General features: G+C 60.5%; 21 protein-coding genes and 1 pseudogene. 10 read left to right on the top strand and 12 right to left on the bottom strand.

Going from position 1 to position 20,749, the window contains the following annotated elements; genetic code table 11:
• Positions 1 to 148 precede the first annotated feature (148 nt).
• The gene (hppD, locus tag AC5QPF_RS18035; protein ID WP_494959192.1) at positions 149 to 1,225 is read left to right on the top strand and encodes a 4-hydroxyphenylpyruvate dioxygenase; all 1,077 of its coding nucleotides are present in this window, start codon (positions 149 to 151) and stop codon (positions 1,223 to 1,225) included.
• A 53-nt stretch (positions 1,226 to 1,278) separates the two neighbouring features.
• Here the strand turns inward: hppD and AC5QPF_RS18030 are convergent, their stop codons facing one another.
• Both AC5QPF_RS18030 and AC5QPF_RS18025 read right to left on the bottom strand, forming a co-directional pair.
• Positions 1,279 to 2,079, bottom strand: a complete 801-nt coding sequence (locus AC5QPF_RS18030; protein WP_494959191.1) for a CSS-motif domain-containing protein — start codon at positions 2,077 to 2,079, stop codon at positions 1,279 to 1,281.
• 126 nt (positions 2,080 to 2,205) lie between these two features.
• Positions 2,206 to 2,913 (bottom strand): DJ-1/PfpI family protein, encoded by a 708-nt coding sequence (locus tag AC5QPF_RS18025; protein ID WP_494959190.1) that lies wholly within the window; start codon positions 2,911 to 2,913, stop codon positions 2,206 to 2,208.
• A gap of 132 nt (positions 2,914 to 3,045) precedes the next feature.
• On the opposite strand from AC5QPF_RS18025, the gene AC5QPF_RS18020 reads away from it, so the two are divergent.
• Together AC5QPF_RS18020 and AC5QPF_RS18015 are read left to right on the top strand one after the other, a co-directional pair.
• Positions 3,046 to 3,513 (top strand): deaminase, encoded by a 468-nt coding sequence (locus AC5QPF_RS18020; protein WP_494959189.1) that lies wholly within the window; start codon positions 3,046 to 3,048, stop codon positions 3,511 to 3,513.
• 21 nt (positions 3,514 to 3,534) lie between these two features.
• The gene (locus AC5QPF_RS18015; RefSeq protein WP_494959188.1) at positions 3,535 to 5,604 is read left to right on the top strand and encodes an ATP-binding protein; all 2,070 of its coding nucleotides are present in this window, start codon (positions 3,535 to 3,537) and stop codon (positions 5,602 to 5,604) included.
• Here the strand turns inward: AC5QPF_RS18015 and AC5QPF_RS18010 are convergent.
• The 5 genes from AC5QPF_RS18010 to AC5QPF_RS17990 form a co-directional block, all read right to left on the bottom strand.
• Positions 5,553 to 6,521: a lysylphosphatidylglycerol synthase domain-containing protein gene (locus AC5QPF_RS18010; RefSeq protein ID WP_494959187.1), complete on the bottom strand. Its 969-nt coding sequence runs from the start codon at positions 6,519 to 6,521 to the stop codon at positions 5,553 to 5,555. The genes AC5QPF_RS18015 and AC5QPF_RS18010 overlap by 52 nt on opposite strands.
• On the bottom strand, positions 6,518 to 7,732 hold the full coding sequence (gene clsB / locus AC5QPF_RS18005; protein ID WP_494959186.1) for a cardiolipin synthase ClsB: 1,215 nt from the start codon (positions 7,730 to 7,732) through the stop codon (positions 6,518 to 6,520). Before clsB ends, AC5QPF_RS18010 begins: the two co-directional genes overlap by 4 nt.
• Positions 7,729 to 8,499, bottom strand: a complete 771-nt coding sequence (locus tag AC5QPF_RS18000) for an endonuclease/exonuclease/phosphatase family protein (protein ID WP_494959185.1) — start codon at positions 8,497 to 8,499, stop codon at positions 7,729 to 7,731. The genes clsB and AC5QPF_RS18000 overlap by 4 nt, the downstream gene beginning before the upstream one ends.
• Positions 8,496 to 10,127 carry an ATP-binding protein gene (locus AC5QPF_RS17995; RefSeq protein WP_494959184.1) on the bottom strand — a complete coding sequence of 544 codons (1,632 nt, stop codon included), beginning with the start codon at positions 10,125 to 10,127 and terminating at the stop codon, positions 8,496 to 8,498. The genes AC5QPF_RS18000 and AC5QPF_RS17995 overlap by 4 nt, the downstream gene beginning before the upstream one ends.
• 119 nt (positions 10,128 to 10,246) lie before the next feature.
• Positions 10,247 to 11,302, bottom strand: a complete 1,056-nt coding sequence (locus AC5QPF_RS17990; RefSeq protein WP_494959183.1) for a tetratricopeptide repeat protein — start codon at positions 11,300 to 11,302, stop codon at positions 10,247 to 10,249.
• A gap of 163 nt (positions 11,303 to 11,465) precedes the next feature.
• Between AC5QPF_RS17990 and AC5QPF_RS17985 the strand changes: the two genes are divergently transcribed.
• On the top strand, positions 11,466 to 11,873 hold the full coding sequence (locus tag AC5QPF_RS17985; protein ID WP_494959182.1) for a hypothetical protein: 408 nt from the start codon (positions 11,466 to 11,468) through the stop codon (positions 11,871 to 11,873).
• Here the strand turns inward: AC5QPF_RS17985 and AC5QPF_RS17980 are convergent.
• Positions 11,863 to 12,070, bottom strand: a pseudogene (locus tag AC5QPF_RS17980) (PIN domain-containing protein); the annotation flags it as partial. The gene AC5QPF_RS17985 and the pseudogene AC5QPF_RS17980 overlap by 11 nt on opposite strands.
• Between AC5QPF_RS17980 and AC5QPF_RS17975 the strand changes: the two are divergent.
• The 5 genes from AC5QPF_RS17975 (at position 12,038) to AC5QPF_RS17955 (ending at position 18,065) form a co-directional block, all read left to right on the top strand.
• Positions 12,038 to 15,103 carry a polymorphic toxin-type HINT domain-containing protein gene (locus AC5QPF_RS17975; protein ID WP_494959181.1) on the top strand — a complete coding sequence of 1,022 codons (3,066 nt, stop codon included), beginning with the start codon at positions 12,038 to 12,040 and terminating at the stop codon, positions 15,101 to 15,103. The pseudogene AC5QPF_RS17980 and the gene AC5QPF_RS17975 overlap by 33 nt on opposite strands.
• The gene (locus AC5QPF_RS17970) at positions 15,103 to 15,663 is read left to right on the top strand and encodes a DUF6990 domain-containing protein (protein WP_494959180.1); all 561 of its coding nucleotides are present in this window, start codon (positions 15,103 to 15,105) and stop codon (positions 15,661 to 15,663) included. The genes AC5QPF_RS17975 and AC5QPF_RS17970 overlap by 1 nt, the downstream gene beginning before the upstream one ends.
• A 178-nt stretch (positions 15,664 to 15,841) precedes the next feature.
• A complete protein-coding gene (locus tag AC5QPF_RS17965; protein ID WP_494959179.1) occupies positions 15,842 to 16,198 on the top strand; it encodes a hypothetical protein in 357 nt (118 codons plus the stop codon).
• Between the two features lie 169 nt (positions 16,199 to 16,367).
• On the top strand, positions 16,368 to 17,351 hold the full coding sequence (locus tag AC5QPF_RS17960) for an IS5 family transposase (protein ID WP_494959178.1): 984 nt from the start codon (positions 16,368 to 16,370) through the stop codon (positions 17,349 to 17,351).
• Positions 17,352 to 17,471: 120 nt separating this feature from the next.
• Complete coding sequence (locus tag AC5QPF_RS17955) at positions 17,472 to 18,065, top strand: hypothetical protein (RefSeq protein ID WP_494959177.1); 594 nt, start codon at positions 17,472 to 17,474, stop codon at positions 18,063 to 18,065.
• A gap of 85 nt (positions 18,066 to 18,150) precedes the next feature.
• Here AC5QPF_RS17955 and AC5QPF_RS17950 read toward each other — a convergent pair whose 3' ends face one another.
• The 3 genes from AC5QPF_RS17950 to AC5QPF_RS17940 form a co-directional block, all read right to left on the bottom strand.
• On the bottom strand, positions 18,151 to 18,351 hold the full coding sequence (locus AC5QPF_RS17950) for a hypothetical protein (protein ID WP_494959176.1): 201 nt from the start codon (positions 18,349 to 18,351) through the stop codon (positions 18,151 to 18,153).
• Between the two features lie 484 nt (positions 18,352 to 18,835).
• Complete coding sequence (locus AC5QPF_RS17945) at positions 18,836 to 19,162, bottom strand: hypothetical protein (protein ID WP_494959175.1); 327 nt, start codon at positions 19,160 to 19,162, stop codon at positions 18,836 to 18,838.
• Positions 19,152 to 19,289: a hypothetical protein gene (locus tag AC5QPF_RS17940; protein WP_494959174.1), complete on the bottom strand. Its 138-nt coding sequence runs from the start codon at positions 19,287 to 19,289 to the stop codon at positions 19,152 to 19,154. Before AC5QPF_RS17940 ends, AC5QPF_RS17945 begins: the two co-directional genes overlap by 11 nt.
• A 127-nt stretch (positions 19,290 to 19,416) precedes the next feature.
• Here AC5QPF_RS17940 and AC5QPF_RS17935 point away from each other — a divergent pair, with 127 nt between their 5' ends.
• A complete protein-coding gene (locus AC5QPF_RS17935; RefSeq protein WP_494959173.1) occupies positions 19,417 to 19,863 on the top strand; it encodes a nuclear transport factor 2 family protein in 447 nt (148 codons plus the stop codon).
• 64 nt (positions 19,864 to 19,927) lie between these two features.
• On the opposite strand, the gene AC5QPF_RS17930 is transcribed toward AC5QPF_RS17935, so the two are convergent.
• Positions 19,928 to 20,710: a hypothetical protein gene (locus tag AC5QPF_RS17930; protein WP_494959172.1), complete on the bottom strand. Its 783-nt coding sequence runs from the start codon at positions 20,708 to 20,710 to the stop codon at positions 19,928 to 19,930.
• Between the last annotated feature and the right edge of the window lie 39 nt (positions 20,711 to 20,749).

Below are 20,749 nucleotides of genomic sequence, written 5' to 3'. Positions count from 1 at the left end.
CTATGAAGTGTCATGGATTCAAACTGATTCTTGGTGACTATCTTGCCCGCAGTACCCGGGGCATTTCCTGCGCACCCCCTCGTTCACTCGCATCGACCGCCTGGTAACCGACCGTTATTGCACCGTTTTGATGATGAGGAATACGAACATGGCAGATCTCTTCGACAACCCGATGGGCCTGATGGGCTTTGAATTCATCGAGTTCGCTTCGCCAACCCCCGGTACCCTGGAACCGATCTTCCAGATCATGGGTTTCACCAAGGTCGCGACCCACCGTTCCAAGGACGTCCACCTGTATCGCCAGGGCGGGATCAACCTGATCCTGAACAACGAGCCGAAAAGCGTCGCCTCCTACTTCGCCGCCGAGCACGGCCCGTCCGTCTGTGGCATGGCCTTCCGCGTACGCAACGCCCACGAAGCTTATGCCCGTGCCTTGGAACTGGGCGCGCAGCCGGTGGAAATCGAGACCGGTCCGATGGAGCTGCGCCTGCCGGCGATCAAGGGCATCGGCGGTGCGCCGCTATACCTGATCGACCGTTTCGAGGAAGGCAGCTCGATCTATGACATCGACTTCAACTGGATCGAAGGCGTCGACCGCAACCCCGCCGGTGCCGGCCTGAAGATCATCGACCACCTGACCCACAACGTCTATCGCGGGCGTATGGCCTACTGGGCCGGCTTCTACGAGAAGCTGTTCAACTTCCGCGAGATTCGCTACTTCGACATCAAGGGCGAGTACACCGGCCTGACCTCCAAGGCCATGACCGCTCCGGACGGCATGATCCGCATCCCGCTGAACGAGGAATCGTCCAAGGGCGCCGGACAGATCGAAGAGTTCCTGATGCAGTTCAACGGCGAGGGCATCCAGCACGTAGCCTTCCTCACCGACGACCTGCTCAAGAGCTGGGACGCGCTGAAAAACATGGGCATGCGTTTCATGACCGCACCGCCGGAAACCTACTACGAGATGCTCGAAGGTCGCCTGCCGAACCACGGCGAGCCGACCGCCGAGTTGCAGTCCCGCGGCATCCTCCTGGACGGCTCGTCCAACCCGGACGACAAGCGCCTGCTGCTGCAGATCTTCTCGGAAACCCTGATGGGCCCGGTGTTCTTCGAGTTCATCCAGCGCAAGGGCGACGATGGCTTCGGCGAGGGCAACTTCAAGGCCCTGTTCGAGTCGATCGAGCGTGACCAGGTCCGCCGGGGCGTATTGGCCACCGAGTGATCGGTTGCTGCACCCAGCACGAAAAAAGCCAGCGAATGCTGGCTTTTTTCGTTTCAGACCGGTCGTCCGATGGCTCGCCGCCGCCGGTACATCGCCCAATAGCTGCCGGCCGCGGTCATGATGCCCACCAGCAGCAGCGATGGGGCGATCACCAGGCTGTTGTCGAACAGTTGCGCAGCGGCGTATCCCGGAGGATAGGTGACATGCAGGGTATAGCCATACACGGGCGAGACCTGACTCAGGTAGGTGTGGGCATCGAGCAGCACCGCGCTGTCCTGCACCTCGCCACTGGCGCCGATCAGTGTCGGCCCGAACTGCAGGCGCACATTGTCCGGGGTGCGGGTGCCTTGCAGAACCCGCTGCAGGATCTTGCCGTCCGCGACCGCCAGCACGCCATAGGGATACTCCTGCAGACGGTAATAGAGAATGGCCGAGTCCGGGGTGTTGTCATTGCCCGGTTCCAGGCGCAGGCGGTGGTTGAAGTAGTCACCGGGCATCACCAGCAGGTCGGATTCGCCGCGCAGCGTGCTGCAATAGGCGCGATTCTCGCGCACCAGTGTCAGGGAGCGCAGCTCTGGATTGGCCACCACCTCGCTGTACAGCGCGGGCAGGGCCTTGTCACAGTCGTATTCGGCGAGGTTGAGCACCTTGTTGCTGGCACGGTGCAGCGCATCGATCACATCGTCGACGCCCTGGCGGGCTTCGCGCAGTGCCACCATGGAGGATTCGTCGAGCTGCTTGTTCACCTGCCAGGTCATCACCAGCAGGCCGAAGGCGACGGGTGCCACGCCGATCAGCAAGAAGGTCAACAGGGTGAGCACTGCGTGGCCGGAATGAGAAGTACGAGGGGGCATGTTTCACCTATGAGGGGAGGCAGGGCCCGGCCGAAGAAGGCCGGACCGAAGCCGGTCAGCATAAGTGAGGGCAATACCCGCTTCCTGTACGAGCGGCTGACATGGTGTGTCGGATTCTTCGTTTCGTCATGCCGCCGGCCCACGGCCATTCAGCGCTGCCACCACCAGGCGGCCCACCGCCGCGCCAGAGGCCGGATTCTGCCCGGTGACCAGACGACCTTCTTTCTGGTCAGCCAGGGCGAAGGCTTCCCACGGGTCCTCGGCCTTGCGATACAGACCGCCACGGGCGGCCAGCTCGGTTTCGGTCAGGAAGGGAACGACCTTGTCCAGTTCTGCCAGCTGTTCCTCGATATTGGAAAACCCGGTCACTTCGCGGTCGCGAAGCAGTAGCGAGTTGTCACTGAGCTTGATGTTCAGAAGGCCGACCGCGCCGTGACAAACCGAAGCCACCACGCCGCCGTTTTCCCAGATCTGCCTGGCGATATCCTGCAGGTCATGGTTGTCCGGGAAATCCCAGAGCACCCCATGCCCACCCGCGTAGTAGATCGCCTGGTAGTCTCGGGCGCGGACCTGGCCCGGGGCCAGGGTGGTGCCGAGGCGATTCATGAAGGCCTTGTCGTTGTACCACTGCCAGTCGATGTCCTGCGCCATGCTCAGGCTGTGCGGGTCGATGGGCACGTAGCCGCCGGCGGGGCTGAGGTAGTCGACGCGATAACCGGCCTGCTGCAGTACGTCGGCAAAATGCACCGCTTCCCCCAGCCACAGCCCCGTGGCGCGTTTGAGGGGCGGGTATTTGGCCGTGTTGGTCAGCACCACGAGAACTTGCTTGCTCATTGCGGTGATCCTCTGGAAGAGGTGCACGGAGGGTTTTTCAACCTGTACAGCATAGACCCACGGGAAAAGGCCGCACGGCCTATGGCTATGTGCTAGCGTTCTGTAATGATTCCTGTCTTCAAGGAGATCGACATGGTCGATGCAACGCAGCAGTCGCAGTTCATGCAGGCCGCCATCGACGAGGCCCGCCAGGGCCTGGAAGAAGGGGGCATTCCCATCGGCTCGGTGATCGTGCATGACGGGCGCATCATCGGCCGTGGCCACAACCGTCGGGTGCAGCAGGGCAGCGTGGTCCTGCACGGCGAGATGGACGCCTTCGAGCGTGCCGGTCGTCAGGACGCCCGGGTCTATGCCGAAGCCACCCTGTACACCACCCTGTCGCCTTGTGCCATGTGCAGTGGGGCGATCCTGCTGTATGGCATCCGGGAGGTGGTGGTCGGAGAAAACCAGACATTCATGGGCGAGGAAGCCCTGTTGCGTGAACGCGGAGTGCGCGTCACGGTGTTGCAGGATGCGCAGTGCATCGATTTGATGAGCCGATTTATCCGCGAGCGACCCGCCCTCTGGAACGAAGACATAGGACAGGAGTCCGACTGCTGACGGCAGTCAAGGAAGCGCGCGATGCACATCATTCATGTTCCACCCCGGCCAGTCCAACTGGGCGGGATGAGCGAAGCGGTCCGCCAGCACGATTGGGGCAAGACGTCGCTCGGGCCTTTGCACCGCTGGCCCAATTCCCTGCGCATCGCGGTGGACCTGGTGCTGGCCTCGCGTTTCCCGGGCTGCCTGGTCTGGGGCAGCGACATGCTGATGCTGTACAACGATGCCTTCGTGCCGATCCTCGGTACCAAGCCGGCACCGTTGGGGCGGCCGTTCCACGACGTGTGGAGCGATGTCTGGGCTGAACTGGGCGCGCTGGTGTTCCGGGTCATGGACGGTGAGGCGGTATTTCTCGAAAACTTCCCGCTGGTGACCAGCCGCAACGGCATGCTCGAACAGGTCTATTTCACTTTCTCCTTCAGCCCTGTGCGCGACGAAAGCGGCAAGGTCGCCGGTTTCCTCGCGACCGTGCTGGAAACCACCAGCAACGTTGAATCCGAGCGGCAATGGCGTGAGCTGGCCTGCTCGTTCGAACGCCAGGTGCAGGAACGCACGGCCGACCACCATCACCTGTGGGAGCAGTCCAGCGACCTGATGGTGGTGGTTCAGGATGATCTCAAACTGCGCACCTTCAACCCGGCCAGCCGGCAGTTGCTCGGTTGGCACGACGACCTCCGCGGCCAGTCGCTGCTCGGGGTGCTGCACCCGGACGATGGCGTCGAGGTCCGGCGTATTCTCGACGGTAGCCTGGCGACGGGTGAGGGGCGCTTGCGCCATGTCGACGGGCATTACCGGCGCTTCACCCTGAGCGCCATGCCCGGCACTGATTTCGTCACCCTGTTGGGCCATGACATCACCCAGGACCACGAGCGCACGGAGGCCCTGCGTCAGGCTGAAGAACTCTTGCGCCATGGCCACAAGATGGATGCCGTGGGTCAGTTGACCGGCGGCATCGCTCACGACTTCAACAACCTCCTCGCGGAAATCGGCGCCAGCCTGGAAATGCTCGAGCGCCGTCTGGCGCAAGGGCGCATCGAGCAGCTCGACAAATACCTGCTGGCGGCGCGCCAGGCCACCGGGCGCGCCGCCGACCTGACCCAGCGCATGCTTGCCTTTGCCCGTCGGCAACCGTTGTCGCCGCGCCCGGCCGACCTGAACGAACTGCTGACGGGTATCGAGCCGCTGATCCACCAGGCCATCGGGCCGGACATCGACCTGCAACTGCAGATCGATCCGCAGCCCTGGCTGGTCGAGGTGGACATCAGCCAGATGGAAAGCGCCCTGATCAGCCTCTGCGCCAATGCCCGTGACGCCATGAACCGCCGCGGACGCCTGAAGATCAGCACCTGCAACGAGCGCCACTACAGCGAGTTGCCTGGCATCGACCTGCCGCCTGGTGATTACTGCTGCCTGCGGGTCGAAGACAATGGCGAGGGCATGTCGCGGTCGGTGATCGAACGCGCCTTCGATCCGTTCTTCACCACCAAGGCCCCGCAGGAAGGCAGCGGCCTGGGTCTGTCCATGGTCTATGGCTTCGTGCGTCAGTCCCGCGGTAGCGTTCGCCTGGTGTCCGAGGAGGGCCGGGGCACCTGCGTCGAGATCCTGTTGCCGCGTTTCATTGGTCCGGCGTTACCTCAGCCGCAGCCACCCGAGGCGCTTGTCACGGCGCCGGTAGAGCTGCGCAATGAGCGGGTGTTGTTGATCGACGACGAACCGGTGCTGCGCATGCTGATGCGCGAGGCTCTTCAGGATCTGGGCCTGGAAGTCCTGGAGGCGATCGATGCGCCTAGCGGCGTGGCGTTGTACGACAGCGCAGGTCCCATCGACCTGGTGATATCCGATATCGGCCTGCCCGGCGGCATCAGCGGCGTCGAGGTGGCCAGGACCCTGCGCAGCCGTGCCCCGGAACAACGCATCCTGTTCATTACCGGTTTTACCGAGGAGTCGATCAGCGCCAGCGGCGCCCTCGAACCGGACGAGGAAATCATCATCAAGCCGTTCGGCCTCGATGTACTGGTGCACAAGGTCACCGCGATGCTTCAACCACGGGGTTTGCCGCAGGCTGCCGAGCGGGACGCACGTCCGCGCTGACCAGCGGCCACGCGTTCCAGCAGCAGGTAGACCACGCAGGCAACCAGCAACGGCAGGAGAAAGTACACTGCACGGTAGCCAATCAGCGCCGCCAGCAGCGTGCCTTGGCTGTATTGGCCTTGCAGCAGGGTGATGAAGACGCTTTCCAGCACGCCGAGCCCCGCCGGGATATGGGTGATGACCCCGGCGATGCTGCTCACCAGCAAGATCGCCAGTATCGTCGGATAGCCCACTTTGTCCGGCAGCAGGGTGAACACCACCAGGCCCATCAGGCACCAGTTTCCAGCGCCCATCAGCGCCTGCAAGGTCGCCAGGCGCCAGTCTGGCAGGGTGATGACCTGGCCGCGCACCTGCCATTGGCGGCGGCTGGCGAAGCAGCAGGCCAACAGGTAGGCGATAGCCGCGGCGAGCATGCCGCCGCCGATCAGCCGCAATCCCGTTGTGCCGATCTCCAGTCCCGACGGCAGCTTTGGAAAGCCCAGGGCGAACAGGCTGCCGGCCACCAGCAGGTAACCCAGCCAGTTGGTCACCAAGCCGAGGCCGAGAATCCGTGTGATGGTCGCCGTCTCCAGTCCCAGCCGTGAATATAGGCGATAACGCAGCGCGACCCCGCCGACCCAGGCGCTCAGGTTGAGGTTGAACGCATAGCAGACGAATGCCAGCGGCAGGACCCGTTTGGCCGGCAGGTGATGCCCGGTATAGCGCCGACCGAGCAGGTCGTAGCTACTGAACAGGGCGAAGCTGCAGGCCGCCAGCGTCAGCGCGGTGAGCAGCAGGCTCGGTCGATAGGCGTGCAGGGCATGCCAGACCTCGCCCCAGTCCTGGTTGCGCAACAGCATGAACAGCAGTGTCGGAACCAGGATGAAGAACAGGATGGTCAGCGCCTGGCGTACACGCTTCCATAGCGGGCGGTTCATGACGGGCGCTCCGGTACCACTTCCTCGCCACGATACAAAGGTTTCAGGCGCGGCTTGTGTGCCGGCAGGGTGCCAAACAGGCGGGGGAAATAGCGGGTGAAGTGAAAGGTCAGGAAGATCAGCGGCGCCCGCCACCAGTAGCCGCGCAGGATGCGTTGCAGGGTCACCCGCTTGCAGCGTTTGCGGCACAACTCTTCCAGGTGTTCGTGGAGGCGCTGGTTGAAGGCCGCGTCGCGGATCACCAGGTTCGCCTCCAGGTTCAGCGACAGGCTCAATGGGTCGAGATTGCTGGAGCCCACGGTGGTCCATTCGCGGTCTACCAGCGCCACCTTGCCGTGCAGGGGCCGTTCGCAGTACTCATGAATGTTCACGCCGTCACGCAGCAGGTAGTTGTAGAGCAGCCGTGAGCACAGGCGCACCCACGGCATGTCTGGCATGCCCTGCAGGATCAGGGTCACCTCGACGCCGCGCCGCGCGGCATTGCGCAGGGCACGCAGCAGGCGGTAACCGGGGAAGAAATAGGCATTGGCGATGATGATGCGTTCGTGAGCGCTGACGATCGCTCGCAGGTACTGCTGCTCGATATCCGTGGGATGGTCGTTGTTGTCGCGGATGAACAGGCGCATCGCCGCCTGCTCGCTGTCAGGCTCGAGCACCGGCGCGCGGCGCCACCAGGCGCGGCTGCGCGGGGCGACCCGGGCATGGCTGTCGAGCAGCGTCAGGGTGGCCCGGCGCAGGTCGTCGACGATCGGCCCCCGCACTTGCACGGCGTAGTCCTGTTTGGCCTGCGGACCGAAGTCGCCAAGGTGGTCGGCAGAATAGTTGATCCCGCCAATGAAACCGATGACACCATCGATCACCAGGATCTTGCGGTGCAGGCGACGGAACAGGTTGGTACGCATGCCCATGCGCATCGGGCTGGGGTCGAAAGCCTGCAACTGCACGCCGGCCTCGAACAGGGCCTGCAGGTACTCGTGACTGAGCTCGGCAGTGCCGTAACCGTCCACCAAGACCTGCACGCGCACACCGCGTCGGGCCGCCTCGATCAGGGCCTTCTGCAGCGCCAGGCCGACCTTGTCCTCATAGATGATGAAGGTTTCCAGCAGCACTTCTTCCCGGGCCTGGCGGATGGCCTCGAACGCCGGCGGGTAGTAGCCCTCGCCGTTGATCAGCAGTTGCACTTCGTTTTCCGCGCGCCATTCGGTGTTCATAGCAGGACCTCGACACAGAGTGGCAGGTGATCGGACAGATGCGACCAGGGTTTGCGCGCCATCACCCGGGGCTCGCGGGCCCGGGCGTTACGCAGGTAGATACGGTCCAGGCGTAGCAGCGGCCAGCGCGCCGGGAAACTGCGTGCCGGTGCGCCATGGGTCTGGCTGAACACCTCGAACAGGCCGCGGCTGGCGAGGAGGGCGTCGGCGCGCTGGCGCCAGTCGTTGAAGTCGCCCGCGATCACCACCGGCGCGTCGGCCGGCAGCTCGTCGAGCAGGTGGCAGAGCAGAGTCAGTTGCTGGCGGCGCTGGCGTTCGTCCAGGCCCAGGTGCACGCACACGGTGTGCACCTGGCGGTCACCGGGCAGCGCCAGCACCGCATGCAGCAAGCCGCGCTGTTCGCTGCCATGGACGCTGACATCGAGGTTGCGGTGCTCGAGGATGGGAAACTTCGACAACAGTGCATTGCCGTGCTCGCCCTCCGGATACACCGCGTTGCGTCCATAGGCGAACACCGGCCACAGGCTGTCGGCGAGGAACTCGTACTGCGGCAGTGGCGACCAGCCGGGATAGCGTTCGGCGTGGCGGCTATGGCTGCCCAGCACCTCCTGGAGAAACACCAGGTCGGCGTGATGGCTGCGCACGGCCTCACGCAGTTCCGGCAGCACGTAGCGCCGGTTCAACGGGCTGAAGCCCTTGTGTACGTTGACCGTCAGAACCCGCAGTGACGTGACGATTGCCACTTCGCTCAACTCGATCTGGCTCATGCCGGGCCCTCGCCAGCCAGCATGCCCGCTACGCGCTCCTTCAACTGCTCGAAGCTGAACGGCTTGTTCAGCACCTGCATGCCGGGGTCGAGGCGGCCCAGTTGCGCGGATGCCTGTTCGGCGTAGCCGGTGATGAACAGAACCCGCAGGCCGCTGCGCCGCTTGCGCGCGATCTCCGCCACCTGGCGGCCGCTCATGCCCGGCAGGCCGACGTTACAGATCAGCAGGTCGTAGGGGCGCTCAGAGCGCAGCAACGCCAGGGCCGTATTGGCATCGGCGACATCCTGGCACGGGTAACCCTGTTCCATGAGGTTGTCCCGTACCAACTGGCGCACCGTACTGTTGGATTCGACGATGAGGATGCTGCTGGCATGGGTATCCCGCGCCGGGCTGCCGGCGGCCACCGGGCTGCGCGGGTCCTCTGGCGGATGCCGGGGCAGCAGCAGTTCCACCTCGGTGCCCTGGCCGACCCGGCTGTGCAGGCTGACATGGCCATGGGACTGGCGGCTGAAGCCATACACCATCGACAGGCCCAGACCTGTGCCCTGGCCGAGAGGCTTGGTAGTGAAGAAGGGGTCGAAGGCGCGGTCGACGATGTTCTGCGCCATGCCGCAGCCATTGTCGCGGATGATGATGCACACGAAGTCGGTGCCGCTCAGCGGATGGGCCTCGGGCAGGGGCCGGGGGAGGTGTCGGTTGCTCGCCTCGATGCGTACCTCACCGCCGTCGGGCAAGGCGTCACGGGCGTTCACCAGCAGGTTGTCGAGGGCTTCCTGCAATTGCCGGGCATCAGCCCTGGCCGGCCACAACTGCTCGTCGATGCGCATCTGAAGGCGGATGCCGGGACCGAGCAGGTCGCCGAGACGCTTGCGCTCCAGCAGGGCCGCCAGTTGTACGGGGCGGTCGTCCAGCGACTGGCGGCTGGAGAAGGCCAGCAGCCGATGGGTGATGCTGGCGGCGCGCTGCACCGCGTTGAGGCCCATGTCCACCAGGCGCGGGATTTCCTCGTAGCGTTGCTGGCCGGCGCGATGGCGGATCAGTTCCAGGCTGCCGCCGATACCGGTGAGCAGGTTGTTGAAGTCGTGCGCGACGCCGCCGGCGAGTTGACCGATGGCTTCCATCTTTTCGTCATGACGCAGGCGTTGTTCGTCTTCGCGCAGGTGACGCACCCGTTCTTCGGTCTGCTGTTGCAGGCTGGCCAGTTCCAGGCCTTGCTGGCAGCTGTAGTACTGGCGGCGGCGGGCGCGCAGGGAGGAATGGGCCAGGTGGAGCAGGTCTTGTTCTGGAAAGGGGCAGGGCAGGATGAACAGATTACCCAAGGCCAGGCACAGGTCCGGGCTGCTGCTGATGGATTGCTCGCCATCACCGAGGATCACCACCGGCAAGTCTGACCAGGGGGGTTGGCTGCCGAGGTAGTTCTTCAGCAGAGAATCCTCGAAGCCGCCAAGGCAGGTGTGGGCGATGATAGCCAGGCCGGCACCGTGGTCCAGCGCGTCGGCCAGTTCCGCCAGACTCTGGGTGGCGAAGGCGCTGACCCCGGCCTGGTCCAGCAGGCTCAGGGTCGCGCCACTGATCGGCGCAGGGGCCAGGATCAGTGCGCGCTCGCTATTGACTGACGAATGGTTCACGGTCGATCTCCTTTGACAGTGCAACGTTCGCGGGCAATGGCCCAGGCGGGGTGCACTCTCTCTGGACCACGCCGTCAAAGGCGGGGTTCAACCGGGTTTTCCAGGTGGCAGGAACCGCTTCAGAGTCCTTGCTGGACCAGTGGATCATCAGGGTTTTGCTGCTCCAGTTGGGCGAGCAGGATCTGCACGTTCTGCAACTGCCCGCTCTCCTTCCAATACTCGATCAGCAGCACTCGCGCCTTGCGGTTCGCGGGTTGGCGCGAGAGCAGGGTTTCCAGCTGCTTCTGTGCCACGTCCTGCTGGTCGAGGCGGTGCAGGCTGATAGCCAGGGTGTAGCGGTAGTCGCCGTTGTCCGGCTCCAGTTCCACCGCCCGGGAGAAGGCGAGCAGGGCATATTCCTCCTGCTTGTGGCGCAGCAGCCACTGGCCCAGTTCGAACTGCAGGAAGGCCGAGTCCGGATGCCGTTGCAGGGCCTGGGCCAGGACTTCGCGTGAGCCGTCGGTCTGGCCCTGGCTGTCGAGCAGGCGCACCCGGGCAGCGAGGGCATCGAGGTTTTCCGGTTCCAGGGCGAGGGCACGGTCGAGGGTGCTGGTGGCAGCGGGGAAGTCTCGTTCCTGCATGTACAACCGGGCCAGGTGCACCTGGTCCGCCACCGTGTCGCCACGCGCCTGCAGGGCCAGTTGGTATTGGTCGAGAACCGTCTGCAGGGGGCCGAAATACAGGCCGATTTCATCCGGAGTCAGGCCCACCAGCGCATCTACCGCGGCGAAGCGCACGCTGTCGTCCTCGTCGTCCAGCATCGGCCCCAGCAGCAGGCTGCGCTGGCTGGCGGGGACCATGGCAGCGATGGCACCGAGGGCGGCGCGGCGTACCAGCGGATCGTCGTGCTGCAGATCCTTGCTCGCCAGTTTCAGGGCCAGGGGCGACGGGTAGTTGGGCAGTTCGGCGTACAGGCTGGCGCGGCGGATTGCCGACAGGTCGTCGCGACCCAGTTGCTGGTAGAGCACCCGCGCAGCGCCCGGCAGGCCGTTGTGGGCCTGGGACAAGGCTTTGCCATAGGCGTGTTTGAGGGCCGGGTTGGGCGGCGGGCTGTTGTCGCGGGACAAATAGGTGCCCAGTCCGAGCAACAGCAGCAGGACGAGGCCGACGAACAGGTAGATACGCGGTTTGGGCATGCGTGATCCGGGCAGGACGTGCGGAAAAGGGGTCAAGCTTGGGTCAGGGGGAGGGTTGAGTCAATCCGTGGGGGATATTGGCCGTTGCGGGGGATGGCTCTGGACAGTCATCGCCCCTGCGCTAACGTGCAGGGGCGGCACACCACGAACAGGGAGGTTACGGATGCTTGCGCGATTGCTGGTAACGGTGGGGATCATCTTCTACGCCGTGGTGGTACCGATTCTTGAGATCAACGATACCCATGTGTTCAACCAGGCCTGGGCGCCCCATGCCCGGCTTCATGAGACCTGGCAGTTGTTTACCAACACCGCGCTGGGCGCCTTCAGTGTCTGGCTGGTGTGGGGGCGGAACGACCTGCGGCTTGCCAGCCTGCTGACCACCTTCGTCACTGGCGGCTTCCTCATGGCCTATTGGCTGCGGGATGGCTACGGCGGGTCGATGGTGCTCACGGATGGGTCGGAGAAGATGATCTTCGGGCTCAACCTGGGACTGGTGGCGTATACGCTGGCGATCGTGTTGGCGGGGGTAGCGGTGTTGATCGACCAACGTCACTCAGAGGCTATTTCATAGGAGATACCCAATCCTCGATTCTGAGGCCGGGTATGCGCTCGAACTCGCGACGGTTGTTGGTGACGACAATCAGCCCGTTGGCGCGGGCATGCCCGGCAATCATCTGGTCGTACGGGCCAATGGGGGGGGCCGAGCCGTGCCAGTTCAGCCCGAAGCAGACCGGTATGAGCGGCAGCTTCTGCGTCGTAATCGAGCATCGAGTCTTTCCATCCACCCACGATGCAGCCCGAATTAAGGGCGGTGTCGTTTCCGCCGAGCAGGTCAAGGTCAAGGTGGGCGGCGACCTGAACATCGAAAGCCTTCAGGACACCAGCACCTACACCTCCAGGCAAATGAGCGCCAGCGTCGGCGTCAACATCTGTGTTCCACCGTTCTGTGTCGGCATGAGCAGTGTCAGTGGCGGTGTCGCCGCGCAGCATATGCAAAGCGACTACGCCAGTGTCAACGAACAGTCGGGCATCAAGGCGGGCAATGGTGGATTCCAGGTCGAAGTGGCGGGTAACACGGACCTCAAGGGCGCCATCATTGCCAGTACCGACAAAGCGGTGGCGGATGGCAAAAACACCCTCGAAACCGGGACGCTTACCACATCCTCTATCAAGAACAAGGCGGAATACGACGCCAGCAGTATCAACCTGAGTGGTGGTTACGGCGGTGAAATAGGCGTGGATGGCAAAGGCAATGCCAACGCAACGGCCAACGCCAACGGACCCACCGCGCCGAGCAAGGGCGGGCTGAGTGTCAACACACCGGTCGTGCTCTATGCCGGAGACAGCTCCAGCAGCACCACCGCCAGTGGAATCAGTGGCGCCGCCGTCACTATTACCAATGCAGCCGGGCAGATGGAGCTGACCGGTCAGACGGTTGAGCAGACGGTGGCGGGCATCAATACCGATGTCTCCAGTGATCGCGACGGCAGCAACAAACTCAAGCCGATTTTCGACGCGCAGGAAATCAGCGTGAACTTCGAGATTGTCGGCAAGTTTGTGCAGAACGTTTCGCAGTACATCGCGAGCCGGGCGCAAGAAATCGATCAGAAAAAGGAGCAAGCCGAGAAAGAAAGGGCGCTGATGAACGCGCCTGGAATGTCCGAGGCCGATCAACTCAAGCACCACAGCAATTATCAGGCGCTGAAGCAGGAGATCAGGGATCTCGATGAAAACTGGGGGGCGGGCGGTACTTACCGGCAAATTGCAACGGCCCTCGTCGCAGGCGTCAGCGGCAACGTGGCCGGAAGTGGCGGGCAGTTTGCCCAGAACATGGTGGTCAACTACGTCCAGCAACAAGGTTCGGCGTACATCGGCGAGCTGGTGAAGAAGGGTCTGAAGGAAGGTAGCCCGGAACACGCGGCGCTGCATGCCATTGTCGGCTGCGCCGGCGCAGCGGCCAGCAATCAGGGCTGCTCGAGCGGAGCCTTGGGCGGTGCTGCCTCCAGCGTGCTGGCAGGTCTGTTTGCAGAGGCTGATGCAAACGAAACCGCTGTAGAGCGAGAAGCCAAACGCAACCTCATCACCAGCCTGGTCACGGGCATTGCAGCCGTGAGTGATCCGAACGGTGCAGCGACCGCAAACAATGCGGCTACGGCGAACATCGATAACAACTGGCTGTCGACGCAGCAGCATGTGCAGTACCAAAAGGAGTTGGAAGAAGCCCAGAACCCGCTAGATCATCTGAAGGTGATCGCCAAGTGGTCGGGTACCTCGGTAAAACAGGATGCCCTGACGGCTGGCGGTATTGGCCTGGGCATCGCAGAGAGTGGTCTGCAAGATATCCGAGGCCTGGCAGAGTTCCTTTCTGATCCGCTCACCGGATTGCAGGGGATTGCCTCGGTAGTCAGTAGTTCGGAGGTACGCGCTCAACTTGGCGAGGAAGTAACGGCGAGCCTGTTGGGCAGTATTGACCGGATGAAGCTGGCACTTGAGGTCGGCGGAGATGATCATGCCGTCCAGTTGGGGCGTGATCTGGGTGCGTTGATATACACGGTCGGAGGCGTCTTGACCGCTGTAGGAGGGGCAGCCAAAGCGGGGCTGAGTCTGGCAAAGACGGGGGTTGAGGTATCGAGCAAAGCCTTGGGTAAAATGGTTGCCAAGGACAGTGAAGAGCTGGGTGTGCGTGTTGCTGCGCTGGAAACCAGGACGACGAAAAGCCTGGATGTTGTCACTGACGGGAAGGGGGCAGGGGCAAAAGGGCCTGAGACAGGTTTACCGTCTGGTGAGACGAAGGTAGTAGGTGGAAGCCCTTCTACCGATGTTCCAAAAGCTTCTTCGGAGCAGGTTGCCCAGAATTCGAAAGGGACTGACCTGCCGGATAAAAAACCTGAGACGAACCCACAGAACCATCCCGAAGAACCCAAGAAGGATAAGGGGCCTTGCTGCTTCGCGGCGGGCACCATGGTGGCCACTCCGGCTGGCGACAGGGCGATCGAAACGCTCAAGATCGGCGATATCGTCTGGACCAAGCCTGAGCATGGGGGCGAGCCGTTTGCCTCAACGGTAGTAAAGACCTTCCAGCGAAACGATCAACCGATCTACAAGCTGACCCTGGAAAGCACTCGTACAAGCGGCGACGTGAAACAGGAGATCTTGTTCGTTACGCCAAGTCACCCGTTCTATGTGCCGGCTCGGCGTGACTTTGTGCCGATGATCGAGCTCAAGACGGGTGACCTGCTCCAGTCGCTGGCGGATGGTGCTACGGAAAATACGTCTAGCCGAGTGGCCGGGGTGGAGTTGTTCAAGCCGGTGGGGCAGACGTACAACCTGACGGTGAATATTGGGCATACGTTCTATGTTGGGGAACTGAAGACGTGGGTGCACAATGAAGGACCTTGTGATGCTGCCAAGGGGAGCGAGCCCCCTAAAATCACTATCAGAGATCATTATGAGCATCACATGAACATGGTGGATGACATTAAGGATCAGCTGTTGTCCCAAGGGTTCAGAGTCAGCAAAAAGGAGATATCATTTGGTAGCTCGTGTGGCACTGGTCGTTGCAGGCCGGACATTGTGGCTGAGGCGCCCGACGGAACCCTGAGGATTATTGAAATTAAGACTGGTGGGGCAGACCTGAGTATTCGTCAGTCCGAAATTTTCCCTCAGATCAGAGATGGGAATTCAATTCCGAGAGGGAAAGTGGCTGCGGAGTTTGGCCTTGAACCAGGGGTGCCTTTGAAAGAGCAGGGGTACCCTAACGGTATTCCTATTGAAGTCATGAATTTTCCGGGTGCTAAGTGATGGAAGAAAAAGAAGTTGTTTCTATTCTGAGAGAAAATGGTTGGGTGTGCGGCAAGGATGAGGTAGGTGATTACTTCTGTGTTTCCGAAGTTGGAGATGTTCAAGTTCAAGTTATTCCATCTGTGGGGAGGCGTTCGGACCATTTTAGAGTGTCGCTTATGCCTTCTTTATCGACAAAGGCCTTCTCAGATGCTGTTTCTTATATTCGCGGTCAGGAGCGGGGCAATACTCCAATTTTAGTTAGTAGAGATGCTCCGGAGAAATTGGCGAGTTTTTCCAGCGAAGATGTGATCAGGCTATCTGAACAGGCCAGATCTTGGGCTCGTTCCCAAGACGTTGATGCCGGATTGAAGGCTTATAGAGGTCTGCCCACCGATGCTAAGGGCCAAATGCCTATCCGACACCTAGCCGCACTGGCCGTATCTGGTGATGCTGAACGTTTAGCAGGGTACAAGAAAAGTTTTGAGCAGGGAGAGAGGCTTGGATTTGTGCCTTATATTACTTTCGATATGATTGAACGAGCATTTTCCTTGGCTCAAGAGAAAAGCACTCATGCATAAGTGCATGGCGGTAGCGAGGATAAAGGGCCATAACTGAATAAAACGTACTTGGCTGCTTAGGTTCTGTCTGAAATTGAGAGAAACCGAACTTCAGTGCCGCGAACGCTGAGATTTTTGTAAGGTTTTCAGCCATCTATGGAAAGGAATCCTGTGATGGCTAAGCGCTACGAACTTTCGGATGAATGATGTGAGTATGCAGAACTCAAACGGGCCGCTTCAGAGAGAGGCAGAATATAGGCTGGCATTGGGTGGGGAGAATGTTGTAATTAAAACTCCTTATGGTCGCCGGCAGGTGGACGCGTTCGTGGCTGATGAAAAGTTGCTTGTGCAACTTAAAATAGGGAGAGAGTCTTTGGCGACAGTGGGCTCAAAGTTGGGTAATAGTTCGAATGAAATGGCTATCAAGAAAGATGCCTATTTGGTTGGGCAGGGATATAAGGTAGAGTGGGTTCTTGAGCAGGGAGCATCGCAGCCTCTGCTGAATGCATTGAAAGATGCAGGTATTCAATACCGAATTGGATCTCTTATGAAATAGGAGCTTTGTAATGAGTGGTGTTGATTTTGCACTTGATGTTGAGAAATTCCAGGAGTTCATGTTTGAAATGGATGACGTGTTAGGGATTCTCCGATCAAGTCAGCACAGGCCATCTGACCTGTGCTGAAATAGCCTTCCGTCCAACTGCCCTCTACAAGCCCTCCATCCCATGAGTCAGATGAGCTTTTCCGATTTCGAGTACGCCGGTAAGCGCAAGCAAACCCGTCGCGAGCGTTTCCTGGCCGAGATGGAGCAGGTGGTTCCGTGGAGTGGGTTAGTGGCGTTGATCGAGCCTCACTACCCAAAGGCTGGCGGTGGCCGCAAGCTGTATCCACTGGAAACCATGCTGCGCATTCACCTGCTGCAGAACTGGTTCTCGCTGAGCGACCCAGCCATGGAAGAGGCGCTGTACGAGATTACTTCGATGCGCCAGTTTGCTCGTCTGACACTCAGCGCTCCGATCCCCGAAGACACGACGATCATGAATTTCCGGCACCTGCTGGAGAAGCATCAGTTGGCGGCGGGAATTTTGGAAACCATCAACAATTACCTGCGAGACAAGGGCCTGTCGTTGCGCCAGGGCACTATCGTCGACGCCACCATCATCCACGCACCCAGTTCGACCAAGAACAAGGAAGGCAAACGCGATCCTGAAATGCATCAGACGAAGAAAGGTAATCAGTTTTTCTTCGGCATGAAGGCGCATATCGGTGCCGATGCTGAGTCGGGCCTGGTGCACCACGTCCACGGCACAGCGGCGAATGTGGCTGATGTAACGGAGGTCGCTCACCTGTTGCATGGCGATGAGAATGTTATCTGTGCCGATGCAGGTTATACCGGCGTGGAGAAACGGCCGGAGCATGAAGGGCGGCCGGTGATCTGGCAGATTGCGGCCCGTCGCAGCACCTACAAGCGCTTGAGCAAACGCAGCGTGCTCTACAAAGTCAGGCGCAAGATCGAGAAGGTCAAAGCGCAGGCACGAGCGAAGGTCGAACATCCATTCCGTGTGATCAAGCGCCAATTTGGCTATGTGAAAACCCGCTTCCGTGGCTTGGCCAAAAACACGGCACAACTGACCACGCTGTTTGCCCTGTCGAATCTGTGGATGGTACGCCGGCAATTATTGCCTGCTGCGGGAGAGGTGCGCCCATGAGGGCAGATAATCAAGGCGTTGCCTTGGTTATCCAATAATCAGCGGCTGAAAATCGGGCTTTTCGGCGTGCCCAAGCCGCCCATTTCCGGCTGATGAGCAACTTGTTCGGAGTTTCCCTAAGTGAAAAACGTTGAGGTAACGCTTGAAGAATTATGGGAAGGAGAGAAAGGGATTTGCTTCTTTGTTCACAAGGAGTGCTGTTATTGGGTTCTGGACTATAAGTATAATTTTTCGTTAGACGCGGAGCCGGACTACCGTGGTTATCTGGAGAAAGGCCGCATCACCAGGGAGCAGTATGATGCTTCCTGCAAGTCGTTCAGGGGCGGGATTCTTAAGTTGACCGCTGAAAATTTTTTGAAATATATCGAGTATGTTGGAGAGGGAGCGCTTGATTTCAAAGGCATTGAGAGGATCTTCACTTACGGCGAGGGCGATTTCAAAGGGTTGTTGGCGAGAGCTGAGAAATATTATTTGAGTGGAGAGGGGTTGTCGGAGCAAGATATTCTTCTTGTTGGTAATCTTGCTTCAAGGTTGCCAATGTTTTATGCTAACTTTGACAGGAAGATTTACATGCACATGGACTTTGGTAGGTCTCATGAGGATCTTGTGTACTCGGATTGGTATTCGAGTTGCTCAGATTTTTCCTTTTTGATTCCTGATGCACAGAGATATTGGATTCAAGGTGGTGACCATTGGAAAATCAGGTTTTTGTAGCTCTAAGGTATTTCTAATGGGGAAAAGCGGAGGAAAGGAGGAAAGGGGGCAAAAAAGGGGGCAGATTTATTTTCAGGATGGTGCGTCAAAAATAAATCTGTCCCCTTTTTGGTCGGTCCCCTTTTGGGTCGAGCGCTGCCGAGAGATGAACCAGCGCATCTTCGATATCAGCGTGTTCGCACACGGTGAACAGCGGCGGGTGTGAACCCCGGCAAGTGCCGAAATGAGCGTGGGCAGTGGTACGGCGGAGAGTGTAAGTAGGTGGATCAGGAACAATTTTCTTCATCAGTGCAACTCCTTGGATCAGTGGGACTGCCAAGCATCGCTGCTAAACGAAAGGGTGGCAGTTGTGCGTGGGTTAGCAGACCAGGGACCAAGGAACCCGGCGCGCCCGAGGGCGCCCCGCGCACAACCGCCATGACAGGACAGCCAATGCGAAATGATTGGCTGCGCGCGTACAGGGCGCTTGATGCACCTTGGAATTGGAGCAGGCTGCTAAACCCGGTCGCTGATTTCGCAACGACCGGCGAAGCGTAGGCACCGATTTCCAAGGGCGCAACGATAGAAAAGGCGAAAAAGTATGCTTGGGAAATTGCCTACATAAAAGTCGGAAGTGCAGGAAGTTTTGTAGCGCTATGCATCACCCAAGGGCAAACGAAGGGGAGGCAGTTGTACGCGGGTTCGCGGACCGAGGCAAAAGGAACCCGGCAGACCCTGAGGTCTCCCACGCACAACCGCCATTTCACAATGCAGACAAAAAACGCTGGCAATCAGGGAAATACCTGCGCGTACCGCTCCAGGACTTTCTGTCGCGAAACCGGGATCGACTCGTTTTCATGCCTGTGGATCAACCACAGCACCTCCGGTGCATCGTCATGGAAGATCACCTCGAAGGCTTGCGGGACCAAGGCAACCGTGCTGCCGATGCGAACCTTGCCGCTGAAGCCTTTTCTCATCAGCGGCTCGAGCGTGAGTCGGAACTCATCCCTTGCCAGTGCCGACTGTTCCTTGGAGAGCCGCTCGATATGGATGAGTGCGAGCTTTACGGCGATATGGCGCAATGCGAGGTCGTTGATATCGTGAGTGTCAGTGGTCATGACGGAAACAGCTCCCTGATGGATGAGTGAGGGTCCGGCGATCCGACTGGACACCCATCGCCTGCGGCTTGTTGCGCAGGACGTAGATGATGAAGTGGCTGGTTTCTTCCCGTTCGTACTTGTCCATCGTCGAGTCCTTTTTCCAGGGCGATGACGGGCAAGGCTATCCCAGGCTGCCCGGCTCTGCCAAATGGACGATGTGGCTTGCCTGAGGTCTGCGGATACTGTGCGCAAAACCCTTGTGTGAGGTCCGTATGAGCGACAGCGCCGTAGCTATCTGCAACCTGCTGTACCGGTATGCCGAGTGTCTTGACCGTGGCGACTTCGAGGGGGCCGCCGGGCTGTTCAGGCATGCCCGCATCAAAGTAGGGAAGGACGCCCCGCTGATCGATTCAGCCGGCATGCTGCACCTGTTACGCGAGTTGGTGATTCTCTACCCCTGCGGTACGCCGCGGACCCGGCATGTCACCAGCAATCCGATCATCGAGATCGACGAGGTGGGAGGTCGTGCCACGGTACGCTCGTACTACATCGTGTTCCAGGCGACCGAGGGGCTGCCGTTGCAGGCGATCACGGCGGGGCGGTATCACGATGAGTTCGAACGGGTGGGCGGGGTCTGGCGGTTTTCGTACAGGGACTATACCCAGCAGGAGGCGGTGGGGGAGATGAGGTTTCACCTGCGCGCTGCGGTGCCCTGCTGAGGGCTCACATAAAGGGGACCGCTCTCCTTTGCGTTATCCCCTTTTTGGCGTTGCGATTTGCCTGTCAGCGGTTCAAGCCGGCGGTCAGGCGCAGCGAGACGTCGTCGAACGCCACATCGTCTCCGGTGATGCGGATCAGCGATACCTTGAAGGCGCTTTCTCCCTGAACCGCGCTGATGTCGATCGCGTAGTCGGTCCACTCGTTGGCGCTGACCGGCACGTATTGGGTCGCACCGTTCGGCAGCAACTTGACCTGCAGGCGGCCCATGGAGCCGGCGCCGACCTTGGCGCGGGCCTTGAGCTGGTAGTAGCCGAGGGTCGGCACGGCAACGGTTTGCGAGACATCGTCCATGCGCAGCGCGCAGGTCTGGCTGTCGAACACCGCGCCGGTCATGTCCCAGTGTGCATTGCCTTCGGCGAAGTCGCCGTTCTGGATCAACTCGTCGTTCTCGGGCGCGATATCCAGCGAGATGTCGTCGAACCACACCGAGTCGGTGTTGGCCTCGAGGTAAACCGTCATGCCGGTAACGCCGGCAGGGACCTCGTAGAAACCTTCATAGGTGTCCGGAACGGTGCTGGTGATTTCCCGGATCCAGTCGACGTTGTCGAAACTCACGCGCAGTTGTGCGTTGGGCGAGCCACCATCGGTCATGACGGCAGCGCGGCACGAGAGACGATAGCGTCCCGCCGCCACGGCTGGGAGGTTCTGCGTAATGACGGCGCCCGGACCAAGGTTGCAGCGCTCGTTGTCGAAATTGACATCTCCGAAGTGCTGCCAGTCCTGGCCGCCGTTGGAAAAGTCGCCATTCTTGATCTGTTCCGCACGAGAAATGGAGGTCGCGTTCATGCTGTTGACTCCGGTGATTCATCAATCACGACGGGAGGA

This window comes from Pseudomonas sp. Con_6 (assembly GCF_059379395.1).
This window is presented reverse-complemented; position numbering and strand designations above follow the sequence as displayed.